Raw genomic sequence first — 18094 nt, 5'->3', positions numbered from 1 at the left:
TTTTAGTACATAATTCTTAAATAACTTTAAGAATACTTTCTAATTTATAATCACATTATAACTCATTTTCTATGATTAATAAAATCATTGATTTTTCAATCCATAATAAATTCAGTATTGGTTTGCTTACGCTTACCATAATAGGAGCAGGGATTTGGAGCTTAACCAAAGTGCCCATAGATGCTGTTCCCGATATTACAAATAATCAAGTTCAAGTGATTACGCAGGCTCCCAATTTAGGAACCGAAGACATTGAACAATTTGTAACCTATCCCGTAGAAGTTGCCATGAGTAACCTACCCAATGTTCATGAAATTCGATCAGTATCACGTTTTGGTTTATCGGTTGTGACTATTGTTTTCGAAGACGATATGGGCACCTATTTACCAAGACAACTAGTGTCTGAAAAACTATCTGAAGTTAAAGAAGATATTCCCGAAGGTTTTGGAACACCAACCATGGGACCAATAACAACAGGTTTAGGAGAAATATATCAATATACCTTAAAAGTACAACCCGAATTTAAAGACCAATATTCTATTTCAGATCTGCGAACCATGCAAGATTGGATCGTACAACGCCAAATGGCTATGGTGCCAGGTGTTGTTGAAGTGAATGCTATTGGAGGGAAAATTAAACAATATGAAGTTGCAGTAAATCCTTCAGAATTAAATGCGATTGGTTTATCGATTACCGATGTGTTTGAAGCTTTAGAAGCCAATAACCAAAACACCGGTGGTGCATATATCGAGAAAAACCATCAAGCGAATTTTATTCGTGGAGAAGGTTTAATTCGCAGTCTAGACGATATTAAACACATTGTGGTCTCTCATGCACAAGGGATTCCTATTACAATCGGAGATATTGCCGAAGTGAAATTTGGTTCGGCGATTCGTTACGGCGCAATGACCCAAGACGGAGAAGGCGAAGTGGTTGGCGGATTAGTTATGATGTTAAAAGGCGCAAGTTCTAATGAAGTTATACAAGCCGTTAAAGAGCGCATGAAACTCATTCAAAAATCGTTGCCTGAAGGTGTCGAAATTCAACCACTTTTAGACCGTAGCGTACTGATAGATAAAACAACATCTACCGTGAGTTTCAATTTAACCGAAGGTGCATTGATCGTTATTTTTGTGTTGATTTTCTTGTTAGGAAATTGGCGTGGCGGACTTATAGTTGCATCAACTATTCCGTTGTCTTTATTATTCGCATTCATATTAATGTATGTTTTCGATGTTTGGGCAAACCTTATGAGTTTAGGTGCGATAGATTTCGGAATTATTGTCGATGGTGCCGTTATTATTGTTGAAGCCACCGTATTTGTATTCGCGGCTCAAATCCTGAAGAAAGGAAAACTTACTGCTGAAGATAGAGATAAGATTGCGTCTAAGTCTTCAAAGAAAATGATGAATGCTGCATTTTTTGGTCAGCTAATTATTCTTATTGTGTTTCTTCCTATTCTCGCTTTAGAAGGGATTGAAGGGAAAATGTTTAAACCTATGGCGTTAACCTTCATATTTGCTATGATTGGTGCCATGATTTTGTGTTTAACATACGTACCAATGATGTCGGCTTTAGTGCTTCGTGCTCCAAAATCTGATAAACTGTCTTATGGCGATAAATTTGTGCATTGGGTAGAACGTAAATACCAACCGTTATTACATTCAGCTTTAAACAAAGGAAAATGGATTGTCGGACTTGGTGTATTACTTTTTGCTGTAACGGTATTTATGTTTACCAAAATGGGAGGCGAGTTTATTCCGCAGTTAGATGAAGGCGATATCGCATTTCACGCCATTCTCAAGCCAGGTAGTTCATTAACAGAAACGATAGAAACCACCACTAAAATAGAACAAATAGTAAAAGCTAAATTTCCAGAAGTCGATAAAGTCGTGAGTCGTATTGGTGTTGCCGAAATCCCTACAGATCCGATGCCCATGGATTTAGCCGATGTGATTGTAATTTTAAAACCGAAGAGCGAATGGGTCTCTGCAAGTTCTAAAGACGAACTGATAGAAAAAATGAAGGAAGCAGTGCAAATTCTTCCCGGTGTTAACTATGAATTTACGCAACCTATGGAAATGCGTTTTAATGAACTGTTAGAAGGTGTTCGTGAAGACATTGCCATTAAATTATATGGTGAAGATATTTATCTTCTTGCCGATAAAGCAGAAGAAGTCACCAAACTTATTGCAGGTATTGAAGGTATTGGCGATATGAAAGCGGAAGCCACTACAGGTTTACCCCAAATGACGATTACCTATAACCGTCAAAAATTAGCACAATACGGATTACAGATTAATGAACTGAATCGGGTGGTGCAATCGGCGTTTGCAGGCGGAAATGCAGGAGTGATTTTTGAAGGTGAAAAACGCTTTGATGTGGTAGTGCGTTTACAAGAGCAAAATAGAACAGATATTACAGATGTTCAGAATTTGTTTATCAAATTACCCGGTGGATCTCAAATTCCGTTAAAGGAAATAGCAGATATTTCTTATAAAGCCGGACCTATGCAAATTAGTCGAGACAATACGAATCGTAGAACCTATGTTGGTGTAAATGTTCGTGGTCGCGATGTAAAATCTTTAGTCACAGAAATTCAAGCAAAGTTAGATGCCGAATTAAAATTACCTCCAGGATACTTCATCCGTTATGGTGGTGCATTCGAAAATTTAGAACGTGCCAGTTCACGCTTACAAACCGTTGTGCCAATCGCTTTATTATTGATTTTTGTATTAATTTATTTCGCCTTAAAATCATTTCCGCAAACCCTCATGATTTATATCGCGATCCCGATGGCAACGATTGGAGGTGTCTTTGCGCTTTGGTTACGTGATATGCCATTTAGTATTTCGGCTGGTGTTGGGTTTATAGTCCTTTTTGGAGTCGCCGTTTTAAATGGATTAGTGATGATTAGTGGCTTAAACGAACTAAAAGATGAAGGTGTTATTAATTTAAAAGACCGGATTTTTGAAGGAACAAAACGAAGAATCCGTCCGATTATGCTTACCGCATTTACAGATGTATTAGGATTTCTACCTATGGCCATTTCAGCATCTGCGGGAGCAGAAGTACAACGTCCTTTAGCAACAGTAGTTATAGGTGGTTTACTAACATCAACCTTATTAACGTTATTTGTGTTACCCATTTTATATCATTGGGTCGAAGAGCGTCAGGATAAAATTACTTTAAAACGTGCTATGGGACCATCAATAGCCGTATTGGTGTTGTTTTTAGGTATTCCACAATTAGGGCACGCTCAGCAATTACCAAATCAAGGTCAGGAAATTTCTTTGGAAGATGCCGTGCAGTTATCTAGAACCCAATATCCGTTGTTAAAACAAAAAGCATTAGCCATAGATAAAGAAGAAGCTATAAAAAGTACAGCTTTCGACTTAGGAACGACTAATATGTCTACCGGTGGTGAAGAACTAAGAGGAAGTGAAGGCATATATACTACAGTTCAGCTTGGTCAAAATAATATAGATATTTTCGGAATTGGAGCTAAAAAGCAGTTGCAAAATCAGCGTATTTTGTTAGCAGAACGTGCGTATGAATTGTCAGAGCTTCAATTGGCTTTAGAAGTTAAAAAAGCGTGGGCCAAGGCATTTCAAACTAAAATGGAATATCAGTTATATTCAGAATTAGATTCTATTTATACTAAGTTTGAACAAGCTGTGGCTTTGAATTATGAAGTTGAAGCGATTTCTAGATTAGAATATGCGGCGGCTAAAAATCAGTATTATCAAATTCAGAATAATGAAGCAAAAGCATCAACAGCCTATAGCATTGCACTGCAACAACTAAATCTTTGGTTAGCATCCGATACGTTTTATACAGTTCCAGATACGTTTGAAAATCAAGACGATTTAATTATAGAATTAGATATTAAGAATCATCCCGCGTATCAAGTTGCCGAGTTATATGTTAAAGAAAGTGAAGCCCAATTAAAGGCCGCGAAAGCGAATAGTTTGCCAAAATTCAATTTACAAGGAGGTTTGCAAACAATTGATGGTAATTCGGGATTTTACAGTTACCAAGCCGGAATTTCTATTCCGTTTTTGTCGGGGAACAATCGCGCAGATATTAAAACAGCAAAAATAGATAAAGAGATCGCAGAGTCTAATGTGTTGTTAAGACAAGATCAAGTGAAATCTGAATATTTTCAAGCGCAAGCACAATTTAAACAATGGTCGGAATCTTGGTCGTTTTACGAATCTAAAGTGTTACCATTGGCTAAAGAACAACGCCAAGGCGCATTATTAGCCTATAAGGAAGGAGCTGTAGATTATAGCGGATTTTCGCAACTCATTAAAGAGGCGATTCAATCGGAATTAGATGCGCAAGAAGCCCTTTTAAATTACTTCAACAGTTTATTTGAATTACAATATTTTAATCAGAATTAAGATGAAAAAATTAATATATATCGGTGTATTTACACTTTTTACCAGTCTTTTAAGTTGCGGATCTAAAGACTCTAATAACAACGACGTACATAGTGATCACGAATCTACTGAAGAACAACATGATGATCATGATGAACATGGAGATCATGAAGAAGCAGAAGGCGTGCATTTAAAAGCGTCACAATTTCAGGCGCTACAAATGAAAGTAGATACCTTGTCTCATCGTTTAATGAGTGGCTATGTAGAAGCTAATGGTACTTTAGAAGTTCCGCCACAAAATGAAGCTTCAATTACAACTATAGTTGGTGCTAATATTGCTTCAATAGAAGTGATTGAAGGGGATGAAGTTAAAAAAGGACAAGTGGTTGCATATTTATCGCATCCTAACATTATTAAAATGCAAACTGATTATTTGAATGCGTATAGTAATAGCAATTATTTGAAAAAGAATTTTGAACGTCAGAAAACATTATACGACTCAGGCGTAGGTTCTGGTGCTAATTATCAGAAAGCCGAGGCTGAATACGATGCGTCCAAAGCATTAGTAAACGGATTAGGTGCACAATTACAATTATTACATTTAAACCCGAAAAGCATTCAGAATGGCACCATTTTTCAGCGTGTAGGATTACGCACACCTATTGAAGGTTTTGTTCAGTTGGTGAATGTAAAAACGGGGCAATATGTAGCTCCAGAAACAGAAGTATTCGAAATTGTAAATACACATCATGTACATGCCGATTTAATGGTTTTCGAAAAAGACGTGTATCATATTAAAAAAGGCCAAAAAATAAGATTTACGGTACAATCCTTTCCTGATGAAGAATTAATTGCCGAAATTTATTCGGTAAGTAAAACTTTTGAAGATAATCCGAAAGCCGTTCATGTACATGCCGAGATTAAAAACGAAAAAGGACATCTAATACCGGGAATGTATATTAAAGGGAAAATTCAGATTAATGAAGCGGAATCTTTAGCCATTCCTGAACACGCTATTTTTAAAGAAGGCGATCGTTTCTTTGTCTTTACGGCGGAACAAGAAGCTGAAGAATGGAAGTTTGAACCACTAGAAGTTATTCCTGGTGCTAAGGATGGCGACTGGCATGCTATCACCTTTTTAGAAGCTCCAGATAAATCAACTCAATTTGCTTTTAACAATGCCTATTATTTAAGTGCCGAAATGAAGAAAGCAAGTGCAGGACATCATCATTAATTGAAAAGAATTCCTGCGAAAGCAGGAATCTAAAATACAGTTTTTTGATTTTTGACTCTAATATTTAAATGAAACTAGCTTAATATCTTTGTGGCTGATTTCCAAGTATAGCTGGTTTCAAAAAAATAATTATTATATGCAAGGAGTAGAAGCCTTTTTAGAATCTAAAAGTATTCGCGTCACTGCGATGCGAATACTTATTTGTAATTTTTTATCAGAAAAACACGAAGCAGTCACCTTAAGCGATATCGAGAACGCATTCGATAAAGCAGATCGGACAACGTTATACCGAACTATTAAGACCTTTGAAGACAAAGAGATTGTACATCAAATAGACGACGGTACCGGTGTGACTAAATATGCACTTTGTGAGCCAAATTGCCATTGCGATTTAGATACCGACTTGCATCTTCACTTTCACTGCACACAATGCGGATCTACCATTTGTTTAACCGATCATAAAATTCCAAAAATTAAGGTTCCAAAAGGATTTATTGCAGAACATGTTAATTTAGTAGTAAAAGGCATTTGCGACAAATGTAGTTCAGATTAATGCACTTCCATTGCATGGATAAAATGGTCATCTTTGAAGTATTATTAAGTTTAAATAAAAATAAATTTAGAGATGAGCGAAACACATACAGAAACACATAACGATCAAGGGCATTGTTGTGGTAGTGCCCACTGTCATACACAAGAGGTTCCTACTAAATATCCATATTTGCCTGCCATTATTAGTTTTTCTTTATTACTAATTGGTCTAGCTTTCGATTATTTTAATGTATCTTTTTTTAAGAACCCAATCCGATTAATTTGGTTCACTGCAGCTTATATTCCTGTAGGTTTACCAGTTTTGAAAATGAGTTGGGACAGTATTAAACAGGGTGAATTTTTTACAGAGTTCTTTTTAATGACGATTGCTACATTAGGTGCATTTGCTTTAGGAGAATATCCTGAAGGTGTAGCCGTAATGGTATTTTATGCTATTGGTGAATTGTTTCAAGGTGCTGCAGTTAGTAAAGCGAGAGGAAATATTAAAGCCTTGTTAGATGTGCGTCCCAAAGAAGCTATGGTGTTGCGTCAAGGTAATTATAGTGCTGTAGCACCAGAACATGTAAATATAGGAGAGACTATACAAGTTCGCGTAGGCGAGAAGGTGCCTTTAGATGGTGTGTTGCTATCTACTAAAGCATCCCTAAATACAGCAGCCTTAACAGGTGAAAGTAAACCGGATACGATTATAAAAGGGAAGGATGTTTTTGCTGGGAGTATTAATTTAGAAGGCGTTATCGAGGTTGAGGTGACTAAATTATTTAAAGACAGTTCTATTTCTAAAATTTTAGATTTAGTACAAAATGCAACAGCTAGAAAGTCTAAAACAGAATTGTTTATCCGAAAATTTGCTAAAGTATACACGCCAATCGTGGTGTATTTGGCTATAGCAATTACAGTGTTACCTTATTTCTTTGTGTCGGATTATGTCTTTGGAGATTGGTTGTATCGTGCTTTAATTTTCTTAGTGATTTCTTGTCCGTGTGCGTTGGTTATTTCTATTCCGCTTGGCTATTTTGGCGGGTTGGGAGCAGCATCTAAACATGGCATCTTATTTAAAGGTGCTTCATTTTTAGAAGCTATGAGTAAAATTAATACCGTGGTTATGGATAAGACGGGAACGGTGACTAAAGGTGTATTCAAAATTAAAACCATTAAAACGTTTCAGATAGACGAGCAAGAATTTATGGGATATGTTACGGCTATGGAAGCTAAATCTACACACCCGATTGCACAAGCTATATTATTATATCACACTAAAACGAATCTACAAGCTACAGATGTAGTGGAAATTGCAGGACAAGGCTTAAGTGGTACTGTAAAAACTAAAAAAATATTGGTCGGAAATGCAACGTTAATGAAATCTAATGCTATTGAAGTGCCTAAAGAAACAGAAAGCATAGTAGAATCTGTGGTTATGATTGCAATAGATAATATGTTTGCTGGCTATATCGTAATTGCAGATGAGTTAAAAGCTGATGCTAAATCAACTATTTCTAAATTGAAAGCTGTTGGAATTTCTAAAATAATAATGTTGTCTGGAGATAAAGATAGTATTACCCAACAAGTTGCTTCAGAATTAAATATTAAGGACGCTAAAGGTGGTTTGTTACCTGAAGATAAATTGAATGACCTTGAAAACCTGAAGAAGAACAAAGGCATAAAAGTTGCTTTTGTAGGAGATGGTATTAACGATGCGCCTGTACTTGCTGCAAGTGATGTTGGTATTGCTATGGGCGGATTAGGAAGTGATGTGGCTATAGAAACGGCAGATGTTATTATTCAAAACGATCAACCTTCAAAACTAGTTACAGCTATAAAAATTAGTAAGTCAACTAAAGCTATTGTTTGGCAGAATATCACCTTAGCCTTTGGTGTAAAATTAATCGTATTAATTCTTGGTGCAGGCGGATTGGCAACCATGTGGGAAGCGGTTTTTGCAGATGTTGGTGTAGCGCTTTTAGCGATTTTAAATGCCGTGAGATTGCAACGTATGCATTGGGATTAATAGTATAAATAAGTTGTTATGCTTATTGGTTGATTTTTTTAATTTCATCTAGAAGAGATACTCTTTTATTCAAAGTTGTTTTGAATGCAGAATTAACTAATTTTATACTCATTATTTCTAAACTGATTTCAACTAATTTCAAATAGTTCTTTAAGCTTTCAAAAATATTATAATCTACTTTTTTATTATTTTCATCTAATAAAGAAACATATCCATTTGAATTAACAGAAGACCTATCGATTTTAAAACTAAACTTTTTATTTTCGTTTTGAAAATTTACAGGATGTTCCGCAATACAATGTCTTAAATAAAGGATGTCAAGTGCTTCTATCTCTTCTTTTAATTTTTTTAAATTTTGAACTTTGAAAAGATTAGAAAGTTCAAGCAAAGCTTGTTGTTGAATATAAACAGCACTTAATACACCATAGAGTCTTAAATAGTTTTCACCAGTATCAAATTTTTTTTGTTTTCATAAAATATTGAAATAGCAAAATGGGAATCTCCTATGATATCGAGAGATGAGGTTAAAAATTTCCAGTCTTTATCTGTTTCAAAACCTAATCTCTCTTTTATTTTAGTTAGAAATGTTTTGTTTTCTAATTCTAATTTTTCGAAGTTGATATTTGTTACTATTTCATTGATTACATCTCTTATAAAAACTTCATAATAGCGAATTTTATTTAAATTATATTCCATTTTATATTTTGTTACTAGAATGACAATTGAGATAAATATATACTAATTTTTAGTATATATTTTTTTGATTATAATATTAAAATTATGCATGCATAATAAAATTAATCTATATTTGTTAGAACCGATAGCTTAAAATTATGCAAACTAAACTGACTGAATTACTAAATATTACGCATCCTATTATTCAAGCACCCATGTTTTTGGTGTCTAACGTAGCCATGGTTAAGGCCGCAATGGAAAGTGGAATTGCAGGGTGTATTCCAGCCTTAAATTATAGAACGTTACCTGACTTAAAAGCAGCTATACTAGAATTGAAAGCAGCTAAAGTAAAAGGAGGTGCATTTGGTTTTAATTTGATTGTGAATAAATCCAACATCAAATATAAAGATCAGTTAAGTGTGTTATGCGAGGAAGGTTGCGACTTTATCATCACATCTTTAGGTAGCCCAGAGGAAACAATCAAAAAGGCACACAAAGTAGGTATTAAAGTTTTTTGCGATGTCACCGATTTAAGATTTGCCAAAAAGGTAGAAGATTTAGGCGCAGATGCTTTAATAGCTGTAAATGATCAGGCAGGCGGACATCGTGGTGAATTATCTCCAAGAGCTTTAATCCAAGAGTTAACTTTGAATTGTAAGATTCCCGTAATCTCTGCTGGTGGTGTAGGAAGAAAAGAAGACGTAGACCATATGCTGAAATTAGGAGCAGATGGCGTATCTGTAGGAAGTCCGTTTATCGCTTCAATGGAAGCAGATGTAACCAATGAATACAAACAGGCGTGTATAGAATACGGCGCAAAAGATATTATAATGACCGAGCGTATTTCGGGTACGCCATGTACAGTGATTAATACCCCTTATGTTCAGAAAACAGGAACGTCTCAACCTTGGTACGAAAAACTACTAAATAAAAATAAAAGTCTTAAAAAATGGGTGAAAATGATGAGATTTGCTATAGGTATGAAAGCTACTGAAAAGGCAGCCACAGAGGTGACTTATAAAACCGTTTGGGTAGCAGGACCCAGTATAGAATATACAAAAACTGTTTTACCAGTTAAAGATATTGTGGCTAAATTAGTAGATTAGGTTAATGCGATTCAAATTCACTAAAGACCGTTGTTTTTAACGCATCCCATTCTTCTTTTAAAATGCCGTAAATACAAGTGTTTCGTTTAAATCCGTTTAGTAAATAAATGTTTTTTCTAAGGATACCCTCTAAAGTGCCTCCAATAGATTCTACAGCTTTTCGAGAACGGATGTTACGCTCATCAATCTTAAATTCTACTTTCTCAAATCCCATGGTCTCAAAAGCATATTGAAGCATTAAATATTTTATGTGCTTGTTTAATCCGGTGCCTTGAAACTCATAGCCAATCCATGTGGATCCAATATCTAAGACTTTCTGTCTAAGATTTATATTCATAAATCGAGTGCAACCTGCAAACGATCTATTCTGTTTATCGAACACTAAAAACGGAATACACGTTTTATGGTAATAGCCATCGACTGCCGTTTGCACATAGTCTCTTAATGCTTCGGGAGTCGCAATATCCGTAGGGGAGAATTGCACCAAATCTTTTTGAAATGCAACAGGCTCTAATTTTTTATAATTACTTAACCCTAAAAGCGTGAGTTTTACACGACTATCTTCTAATTGTTGAATGTTCATAAAGAGGATGAATTTATCTGCAACACGTTTTGTACTTTTGCATTACTAAATATACGTTTTATATGAAACCAACAAAAGAAGATGTGCTAAAACAAGCGAATGCAGCTTGTAAAAACACCTTAATGGAAACGTTACAAATTGAAATCGTTGATTTTACTGAAGATACATTGGTTGCTAAAATGCCTGTAAATTCTAGAGTACATCAGCCAGACGGTGTTTTACATGGCGGAGCAACTGCTGCATTAGCCGAAAGTGTTGGAAGTTTTGCATCTCATATTTTTTTAGATACAAACGAATTTTTTGTGCGTGGTTTAGAAATTACAGCCAATCATTTAAAAAGTGTCAAGTCAGGTTATATTTATGCTACGGCATCTTTTATTCATAAAGGAAGAACCACTCAGCTTATTGATATCCGAGTAACCGACGAGGATGATAATTTAGTTTCGCTTTGTAAATTATCGACTATTACCTTACCTAAAAAGAAGTAAATGGATCAAGATGATTTTTTTGAATGTCTAAACGCTCAATTTGAAGACGCTTTGCCTTTTGTGACGTATAGAAAACCCAATGAAAATCGGGTTAACGTATTATTTCAAAATGATGATACCTTATATGAAACTAAAGATTTATCTGAAACCGGCTTTGTGTTTGCGCCTTTCGATGATGCTTCTAAAATGATAGTAATGCCTTTAGAACATTCAGAATTGGACTATTGTGATGTATTTAAAGGCGAAGCATTGGAATCTGTAACTGATGAATTAGAATCAACTTCAGAACAGAAGTCAGAGTATATTCGTACTATAGAAAAGGCTTTGTCTGAAATAGAGAAAACGGACTTGAAAAAAGTAGTGTTATCGAGACCAGACTATGTATCTAAAGATAATCTAGATGTATTTGAAGTCTTTAAACGTTTATTGTCCACTTATAAAACAGCATTTGTCTATTGCTGGTATCACCCAAAAATCGGACTTTGGTTAGGCGCAACTCCTGAAACCTTATTAAAAACTGAAGGACAACGCATGTCAACTATGGCATTAGCAGGAACACAAGTTTATAAAGGAAGTACGGATGTTTCATGGGGAACAAAGGAACAGGAAGAACAACAGTTTGTAACCGATTATATAGTGTCTAATTTAGATGCCGAGGTAGAACATGTTTCAACTTCAGAACGCCGAACAGTTAGAGCAGGAGGATTATTGCATTTGCAGACACAAATTTCGGCGCGATTAAGTAAAGATTATTCAGGTCTATTACAAATTGTAAGGGCATTGCATCCAACGCCTGCGGTTTGTGGTTTACCTAAAGCAGAAGCGAAAGCCTTTATTCTTGAACATGAAAGTTATAATCGTGAGTTTTATTCAGGATTTATGGGCGAGTTACATTTTAAACAACGACAAACACGAAACACCAATCGGAGAAATGTTGAAAACAACGTTTATGCAACAGTAAAAACGGTTAGTAATTTGTATGTGAATTTACGCTGTATGCAAGTGTTACCAAACAAAATTGCGTTATACGTAGGAGGAGGGATTACTAAAGATTCTAATCCTGAAGCAGAATGGGAGGAAACAGTAAGTAAAACATCTACGATGAAAAAAGTGCTGTTTTAGGTAAATGCCTTACGTTTTTATGTAGAATTAACTTGGTAAAAAATCAATAAAATAAACTGATTGAAAAAGATAAAACTTAATCGTGTTTAAATTTAAGATTGCTTAATTTTACAGCTGATAGTTTATAATTATTTTCCCATGATATATTCAGCGATTCCTCTCGCGCAAACAGTGATTCAACTGTGTAAAGCCAAACAGATACAACACATTGTGATTTCTCCAGGGAGTAGAAATGCACCTTTAACAATAGGGTTTACTCACGATTCATATTTCACATGTTATAGTATCGTAGACGAACGTTGTGCGGCATTTTTTGCATTGGGAATTGCCCAGCAATTAAAAGAACCCGTTGCTGTAGCATGTACCTCTGGAAGTGCATTATTGAATTATTATCCTGCCATTTCCGAAGCCTTTTATAGTCATATTCCATTAGTGGTGTTATCGGCAGATCGTCCGGAACATATGGTTGGTATTGGAGATGGACAAACTATTAATCAGCCTAATGTATTTAAAAATCATATTCTATATTCTGCAAATTTAAAGTTAGATGTAAAAGAATCTCATCAACGTTTTTCTTCGGAACCCATTCCTGTTTTTAAAACACTTGAACTTAAATTAGAACATTTTTTAAATCTTCAAAATCATGCTCAAACAAGTAATGAAACGGAAATAAATTTAGCGTTAAATAAGGCTAGAACGCAACCAGGTCCTGTACATATTAATATTCCATTTGAAGAGCCATTATATAATCGCGTAGAATCCTTATTGGTAAATCCTGAAGTGATTGAGGTTGAAGCAGAATCTCTTGAATTAGATTTTGAAACCATAGAGTTTTGTGCAGACGATTGGAATGAAGCGGAACGTAAACTTGTTCTTATCGGAGTAAATGGTCCAAACGACATTGAGCAAAAATATCTTGATGTTTTCGCTGAAGATGATAGTGTGATTGTATTTACAGAAACAACCTCGAATGTACATCAGAAAGGCTTTTTTCCGAGTATCGATAAATTAATTACGCCTTTAACCGATGAAGAATTTAAGGCACTTCAACCAGATATTTTATTGACTTTTGGAGGCTTAATTGTTTCCAAACGTATAAAAGCTTTTCTTAGAACGTATAAGCCAAAACAACATTGGCATGCGAGTATTCAAAAACCAAACGACACATTTTTTAGTTTAAATAAACATATTCAAACAACTCCAAATCAGTTTTTAAGTCAGCTTACTATTCGTATTACCATCGTGGAAAGTGAGTATAAAACCTATTGGAATAAAGTAAAACAATATAGAGAATTTAAGCATAATGCCTATGTTAAAGACATGCTTTATAGCGATTTTAAAGTTTTTGATATACTCATGAGTACATTGAGAAAAGATTCTGTTTTACAATTAGGTAATAGTTCTACCATTCGCTATTCGCAATTGTTTGATTTGCCTTTTGATGTTGAGGTGTTTTGTAATCGTGGTACTAGTGGAATAGATGGTAGCACATCTACAGCTATTGGTTGTGCTGTTGCAAATCCCAAACCAACCACTTTAATAACGGGTGATTTGAGTTTTTTATACGATAGCAATGCCTTGTGGAACAATTACATTCCAAAAGATTTTAGAATTATAGTTATTAATAATGAAGGTGGTGGCATTTTCAGAATATTACCTGGACATAAAAACACAGAGAATTTCGATTGTTTCTTTGAAACCAAGCATCATTTAACGGCGAAGCATTTAGCTAAAATGTATAATTTCGATTATCAAACGGCTTCAAACGAATATGAATTGGCATCGGAATTAGATACTTTTTATTCAGAATCAAATGCACCTAAAATTTTAGAAATTTTCACACCTTCAACTATAAACGATAGCATTTTAATTGATTATTTTAAGGCTTTAAAATAGTTGTATTTTGCACGGCTAACTTTTATAAATAAAATCACTAATATTATTACCTTTGCGCCATGATACATTTAGGAGAATACAACACATTAACCATATTACGCGATACCGAACCGGGATTGTTTTTAGGAGACGACGAAAATAACGATGTCTTATTACCAAATCGTTATGTTCCAGAATTTTTTGAAATTGGCGACGATATTGAGGTTTTTGTGTACTTAGATAATGAAGAACGCATCATTGCAACTACCGATAAACCCTATATTAAAAAAGGCGATTTTGCCTTGTTACGCTGTAATCAAGCAAACGACTTCGGGGCGTTTTTAGATTGGGGTTTAGTTAAAGAATTGTTTTGCCCGTTTAAAGAACAAGCCTTTAAAATGAAAAAAGGAGGTTGGTACTTGGTGTATTGTTTCGAAGATGAGGTGAGTAATCGTCTAGTTGCGTCTAGTAAAACCAATCACTACTTAAGTAATAAGGAATTGACTGTTCAGGCTTTCGATGAGGTAGATTTAATTGTGTCGCATCCGTCTGATATTGGAATGAATGTAATTATAAACAAATTACACACTGGACTTATTTTTAAAGATGATATTTTCCAGGATTTAAGTGTTGGAGATCGTTTAAAAGGAATCGTGAAGAAAGTACGTCCTGATAATAAGTTAGATATTATGTTGGGTAAAATCGGTTATAGAAGTATCGAACCGAATGCCGATTTAATTATGAAGGAATTAGAAGATAATAGTGGTTACCTAAATTTAACTGATAAATCTGCTCCTGAAGCGATTAAAGAAACTTTACAAATGAGTAAGAAGAACTTCAAAAAAGCAGTTGGAACATTGTATAGAAAGCGTTTAATTGAAATTAAAGAAGATGGTATTTATCTTGTTTAAATTTTAAAATATATAAATTAAAAAAGCCTCAAACGATTAAATTTGAGGCTTTTTTGTGTGATTAAAATTCAGATTACAACTTCAAATCCTTTTGAATAGAACGCGGTAACGCATCTTTATGCACCATGATTGAAATGGTTTTTAGCTTAAAGTAAGCCTCACTCATATAAATATAACCATCGTTAGAAATACGATCGGAATTACCTCCCCAAGAGTTTTTTACTTTGTAGTAGGTATTTCCTTTTTGATCTTCAACCAAACCAACAATATGCATTAAGTGATCATCTGTAGTGTCAAAATTTTCAAATTCTTCCTGACGATATGCTTCAGTGATTTTCAATTCTTTTTTAATACTTTTTAAAGCTGCTTTGTTATCTTTTACATCTTTAGGAATTACTGCAATTCCGTATTTAGAAGAGAATGTTTCTTCACTAACATCGCAATCCAATTCGACAGTGAAACCTGCTTTAAGGGCATCATTTGTTATATCTACCAAGTCGTCTAATTCTACATTATAGAAGCTTCCGTTAGAAAAATTATCAGGAATATCTAAAATAAAAGAGGTATTGTAAGGTTGATGTGTAAACGATGTGATTGTAACATAATTATCTGCTTGTAAACCTGTCATTTCAAGAAAAGATAACGGTGTATAAGAAACACTTCCGTATGTGAAATTTTGTATGTTATCGCCTAGTTTATCATCTAAAACGTCAGACACATCAGCTTGCCAGTCCCCATCATAGCTTTTAGGGTTTTTAATATAGTTATCTAAAATGGGTTGTAATTCGCCAACAAGTTCAGAGTGGTCATGTGTTTTTTCTTTCTTTAATAACCCCGTATAGGCTTCTTCAGGGACTAAACCATATACATTCATGCTGTTAATAACGTCATGCGCTAATCCACCTTCGCTAAATTGTGCTTTTCCTTGACGCATAACATAGTTCCAAGATTTTACAGGATAGGTTTGTCTAACGGTATACATTTCAGATAAATCAATTTTCTTACCAGTGGTTCTTGTAATTTCACTTTCAAGAAAAGAAGATGTAGAGAAACTCCAACAAGTTCCTGTGTTTCCTTGATTTATAACATCTAAGGCATCTAAGTCTATTACCGTTTCAAACTCGTAGCTTTGAGAAAATCCAGTGGTCGTGAGTGCTAATAGTAATAAGAAAATACTATATTTTTTCATTATGAAGTAGGGGTTTATTTAAAATGATTTATTTTTGGCTAAAATAAGAAAAATGGAACAAGTAAATTGGGTAACTGTCAAAGAATACGACGACATTACTTATAAAAAATGCAATGGTGTGGCACGTATTGCGTTTAACCGGCCAGATATAAGAAATGCGTTTAGACCAAAAACGACGAGTGAATTATACGAAGCGTTTTATGATGCTAACGAAGATGTAAATATTGGAGTAGTATTATTATCTGCTGAAGGACCTTCTTCTAAAGATGGTGTGTATTCATTTTGTAGTGGAGGAGACCAAAACGCAAGAGGAAAGCAAGGTTATGTAGGAGAAGATGGGTATCACCGTTTAAATATTTTAGAGGTACAGCGTTTAATCCGTTTTATGCCAAAAGTTGTGATTGCTGTTGTTCCAGGTTGGGCTGTTGGTGGCGGACATTCTTTACATGTGATTTGCGATCTAACGTTAGCGAGTAAAGAACATGCTATTTTTAAACAAACCGATGCCGATGTTACCAGTTTCGATGCCGGTTACGGTTCTGCATATTTGGCTAAAATGGTCGGACAGAAAAAAGCACGAGAGATTTTCTTTTTAGGGCGTAATTATAATGCTCAAGAGGCTTACGATATGGGCATGGTAAATGCAGTTATTCCTCATGCAGAATTAGAGGATACGGCTTACGAATGGGCTCAGGAAATCTTAGCGAAATCGCCTACCTCTATTAAAATGTTGAAATTCGCCATGAATTTAACAGACGATGGTATGGTCGGTCAACAAGTTTTTGCAGGAGAAGTAACACGTTTGGCTTATATGACAGATGAAGCTAAAGAAGGTAGAAATGCATTCTTAGAAAAACGTAAGCCTAATTTCGAGAAAAAATGGATTCCATAATTGTTAGATATGAATAATTTTTCAAAATGGATTTCGGCTATGCGTTTACGTACATTGCCGTTATCTATTTCAGGTATTATTGTAGGAGGATGTTTGGCAGCTTATGACGGATTTTTTAATCCGTTAATTTTCGCTTTAGCCATACTCACCACATTAAGTTTACAAATATTATCTAACCTAGCAAACGATTATGGAGATGGTGTAAAAGGAACGGATAACGACGACCGTATTGGTCCTATGCGGGCTTTGCAAAGCGGTGATATCACTCCTAAACAAATGTTGTTTGCAATCAAGTTAAATGTAGTCATAGCATTGCTATTTGCTATAGCTTTAATCTGGGTTTCTTTTGGAGCTGCAGACTTTTTTATGTCCCTATTCTTTTTTGTTTTAGGTGTTGTATGTGTTGTTGCTGCAATAAAATATACGGTAGGAAACTCAGCTTATGGATATAAAGGTTTAGGTGATATTTTTGTGTTTTTGTTTTTCGGATTAGTCAGTGTTATAGGGTGTTATGTATTATTTGTTAAACAAATAGATTATATCACATTTTTGCCAGCAGTAGCTATAGGAATGTTAAGTGCTGGTGTTTTAAATCTGAATAATATGAGAGATATTGTATCCGATAAGAAATCGAATAAAAATACTTTAGTGGTGAAATTAGGCTCTAAAAAAGCTAAAAAATATCATTACTTTTTGGTTGGTGGTGCAATGCTATTAACCGTATTATTCGGGGTGATTTATTACACTTCACCATTAAATTTAGTATTTCTAGTAGTTTTTATACCGCTAGTAAAACATCTTATTACGGTATATAAAAATGAAATCCCTAAAGATTTAGATCCTGAATTAAAGACGTTAGCGTTAAGTACTTTTTTCTTGTCGCTGTTATTAGGAATGGGACATTTGTTGTAATCCTATTCTGTTTAAAAGTGTTAAATGTACTGAAGTATAATCGTTTAATAAGAAAGCAATTATATATTTTGTATATTTATAATGGTTGATATTTTTATCAACTTGTAGGCTTAATTCAGCTTTCATTTTTGGGGATTGAAAAACTCAGACAAATTATTTTAA

At 34.6% G+C, this 18094-nt stretch carries 15 protein-coding genes; 11 read left to right on the top strand and 4 right to left on the bottom strand.

Going from position 1 to position 18094, the window contains the following annotated elements:
• The first annotated feature begins 71 nt into the window (after positions 1–71).
• The 4 genes from R6X41_RS12290 (at position 72) to R6X41_RS12275 (ending at position 8179) form a co-directional block, all read left to right on the top strand.
• Entirely contained in the window at positions 72–4406 is a 4335-nt protein-coding gene (locus R6X41_RS12290; protein WP_318500634.1) for a CusA/CzcA family heavy metal efflux RND transporter, read from the top strand.
• A 1-nt stretch (position 4407) separates the two neighbouring features.
• Positions 4408–5619: an efflux RND transporter periplasmic adaptor subunit gene (locus tag R6X41_RS12285; protein WP_318500633.1), complete on the top strand. Its 1212-nt coding sequence runs from the start codon at positions 4408–4410 to the stop codon at positions 5617–5619.
• A 136-nt stretch (positions 5620–5755) separates the two neighbouring features.
• On the top strand, positions 5756–6172 hold the full coding sequence (locus tag R6X41_RS12280; RefSeq protein WP_318500632.1) for a Fur family transcriptional regulator: 417 nt from the start codon (positions 5756–5758) through the stop codon (positions 6170–6172).
• A 72-nt stretch (positions 6173–6244) separates the two neighbouring features.
• Entirely contained in the window at positions 6245–8179 is a 1935-nt protein-coding gene (locus tag R6X41_RS12275) for a heavy metal translocating P-type ATPase (protein WP_318500631.1), read from the top strand.
• Between the two features lie 22 nt (positions 8180–8201).
• On the opposite strand, the gene R6X41_RS12270 is transcribed toward R6X41_RS12275, so the two are convergent.
• The gene (locus tag R6X41_RS12270; RefSeq protein WP_318500630.1) at positions 8202–8567 is read right to left on the bottom strand and encodes a hypothetical protein; all 366 of its coding nucleotides are present in this window, start codon (positions 8565–8567) and stop codon (positions 8202–8204) included.
• A 44-nt stretch (positions 8568–8611) separates the two neighbouring features.
• Positions 8612–8875: a hypothetical protein gene (locus tag R6X41_RS12265; RefSeq protein WP_318500629.1), complete on the bottom strand. Its 264-nt coding sequence runs from the start codon at positions 8873–8875 to the stop codon at positions 8612–8614.
• A 137-nt stretch (positions 8876–9012) separates the two neighbouring features.
• On the opposite strand from R6X41_RS12265, the gene R6X41_RS12260 reads away from it, so the two are divergent.
• Positions 9013–9960: an NAD(P)H-dependent flavin oxidoreductase gene (locus tag R6X41_RS12260; protein WP_318500628.1), complete on the top strand. Its 948-nt coding sequence runs from the start codon at positions 9013–9015 to the stop codon at positions 9958–9960.
• Between the two features lies 1 nt (position 9961).
• On the opposite strand, the gene R6X41_RS12255 is transcribed toward R6X41_RS12260, so the two are convergent.
• Positions 9962–10543: a GNAT family N-acetyltransferase gene (locus R6X41_RS12255; protein WP_318500627.1), complete on the bottom strand. Its 582-nt coding sequence runs from the start codon at positions 10541–10543 to the stop codon at positions 9962–9964.
• Between the two features lie 62 nt (positions 10544–10605).
• Here R6X41_RS12255 and R6X41_RS12250 point away from each other — a divergent pair, with 62 nt between their 5' ends.
• The 4 genes from R6X41_RS12250 (at position 10606) to R6X41_RS12235 (ending at position 14939) form a co-directional block, all read left to right on the top strand.
• On the top strand, positions 10606–11031 hold the full coding sequence (locus R6X41_RS12250; protein WP_318500626.1) for a PaaI family thioesterase: 426 nt from the start codon (positions 10606–10608) through the stop codon (positions 11029–11031).
• Complete coding sequence (locus R6X41_RS12245) at positions 11032–12153, top strand: chorismate-binding protein (protein ID WP_318500625.1); 1122 nt, start codon at positions 11032–11034, stop codon at positions 12151–12153. It abuts the gene before it with no gap.
• 138 nt (positions 12154–12291) lie between these two features.
• A complete protein-coding gene (menD, locus tag R6X41_RS12240) occupies positions 12292–14049 on the top strand; it encodes a 2-succinyl-5-enolpyruvyl-6-hydroxy-3-cyclohexene-1-carboxylate synthase (protein WP_318500624.1) in 1758 nt (585 codons plus the stop codon).
• A 59-nt stretch (positions 14050–14108) separates the two neighbouring features.
• Positions 14109–14939 (top strand): CvfB family protein, encoded by an 831-nt coding sequence (locus R6X41_RS12235; protein ID WP_318500623.1) that lies wholly within the window; start codon positions 14109–14111, stop codon positions 14937–14939.
• Between the two features lie 73 nt (positions 14940–15012).
• On the opposite strand, the gene R6X41_RS12230 is transcribed toward R6X41_RS12235, so the two are convergent.
• Entirely contained in the window at positions 15013–16128 is a 1116-nt protein-coding gene (locus R6X41_RS12230; RefSeq protein ID WP_318500622.1) for a C1 family peptidase, read from the bottom strand.
• A gap of 52 nt (positions 16129–16180) precedes the next feature.
• Between R6X41_RS12230 and R6X41_RS12225 the strand changes: the two genes are divergently transcribed.
• Positions 16181–17020, top strand: a complete 840-nt coding sequence (locus R6X41_RS12225) for a 1,4-dihydroxy-2-naphthoyl-CoA synthase (protein WP_318500621.1) — start codon at positions 16181–16183, stop codon at positions 17018–17020.
• 9 nt (positions 17021–17029) lie between these two features.
• Complete coding sequence (menA, locus tag R6X41_RS12220; RefSeq protein WP_318500620.1) at positions 17030–17932, top strand: 1,4-dihydroxy-2-naphthoate octaprenyltransferase; 903 nt, start codon at positions 17030–17032, stop codon at positions 17930–17932.
• Positions 17933–18094: the final 162 nt, after the last annotated feature.

This window comes from Formosa sejongensis (assembly GCF_033447105.1).
Lineage (GTDB): Bacteria > Bacteroidota > Bacteroidia > Flavobacteriales > Flavobacteriaceae > Formosa.
Note: the sequence above shows the minus strand (reverse complement) of the source record. Positions and strands in the feature narration are given on the sequence as shown.

Excerpts from the sequence above, each read along its gene's own strand:
- R6X41_RS12290 (WP_318500634.1), top strand. The coding sequence starts at position 72 with ATGATTAATAAAATCATTGATTTTTCAATCCATAATAAATTCAGTATT.
- R6X41_RS12285 (WP_318500633.1), top strand. The coding sequence starts at position 4,408 with ATGAAAAAATTAATATATATCGGTGTATTTACACTTTTTACCAGTCTT.
- R6X41_RS12280 (WP_318500632.1), top strand. The coding sequence starts at position 5,756 with ATGCAAGGAGTAGAAGCCTTTTTAGAATCTAAAAGTATTCGCGTCACT.
- R6X41_RS12275 (WP_318500631.1), top strand. The coding sequence starts at position 6,245 with ATGAGCGAAACACATACAGAAACACATAACGATCAAGGGCATTGTTGT.
- R6X41_RS12265 (WP_318500629.1), bottom strand. The coding sequence starts at position 8,875 with ATGGAATATAATTTAAATAAAATTCGCTATTATGAAGTTTTTATAAGA.
- R6X41_RS12260 (WP_318500628.1), top strand. The coding sequence starts at position 9,013 with ATGCAAACTAAACTGACTGAATTACTAAATATTACGCATCCTATTATT.
- R6X41_RS12255 (WP_318500627.1), bottom strand. The coding sequence starts at position 10,543 with ATGAACATTCAACAATTAGAAGATAGTCGTGTAAAACTCACGCTTTTA.
- R6X41_RS12250 (WP_318500626.1), top strand. The coding sequence starts at position 10,606 with ATGAAACCAACAAAAGAAGATGTGCTAAAACAAGCGAATGCAGCTTGT.
- R6X41_RS12245 (WP_318500625.1), top strand. The coding sequence starts at position 11,032 with ATGGATCAAGATGATTTTTTTGAATGTCTAAACGCTCAATTTGAAGAC.
- menD (WP_318500624.1), top strand. The coding sequence starts at position 12,292 with ATGATATATTCAGCGATTCCTCTCGCGCAAACAGTGATTCAACTGTGT.
- R6X41_RS12235 (WP_318500623.1), top strand. The coding sequence starts at position 14,109 with ATGATACATTTAGGAGAATACAACACATTAACCATATTACGCGATACC.
- R6X41_RS12230 (WP_318500622.1), bottom strand. The coding sequence starts at position 16,128 with ATGAAAAAATATAGTATTTTCTTATTACTATTAGCACTCACGACCACT.
- R6X41_RS12225 (WP_318500621.1), top strand. The coding sequence starts at position 16,181 with ATGGAACAAGTAAATTGGGTAACTGTCAAAGAATACGACGACATTACT.
- menA (WP_318500620.1), top strand. The coding sequence starts at position 17,030 with ATGAATAATTTTTCAAAATGGATTTCGGCTATGCGTTTACGTACATTG.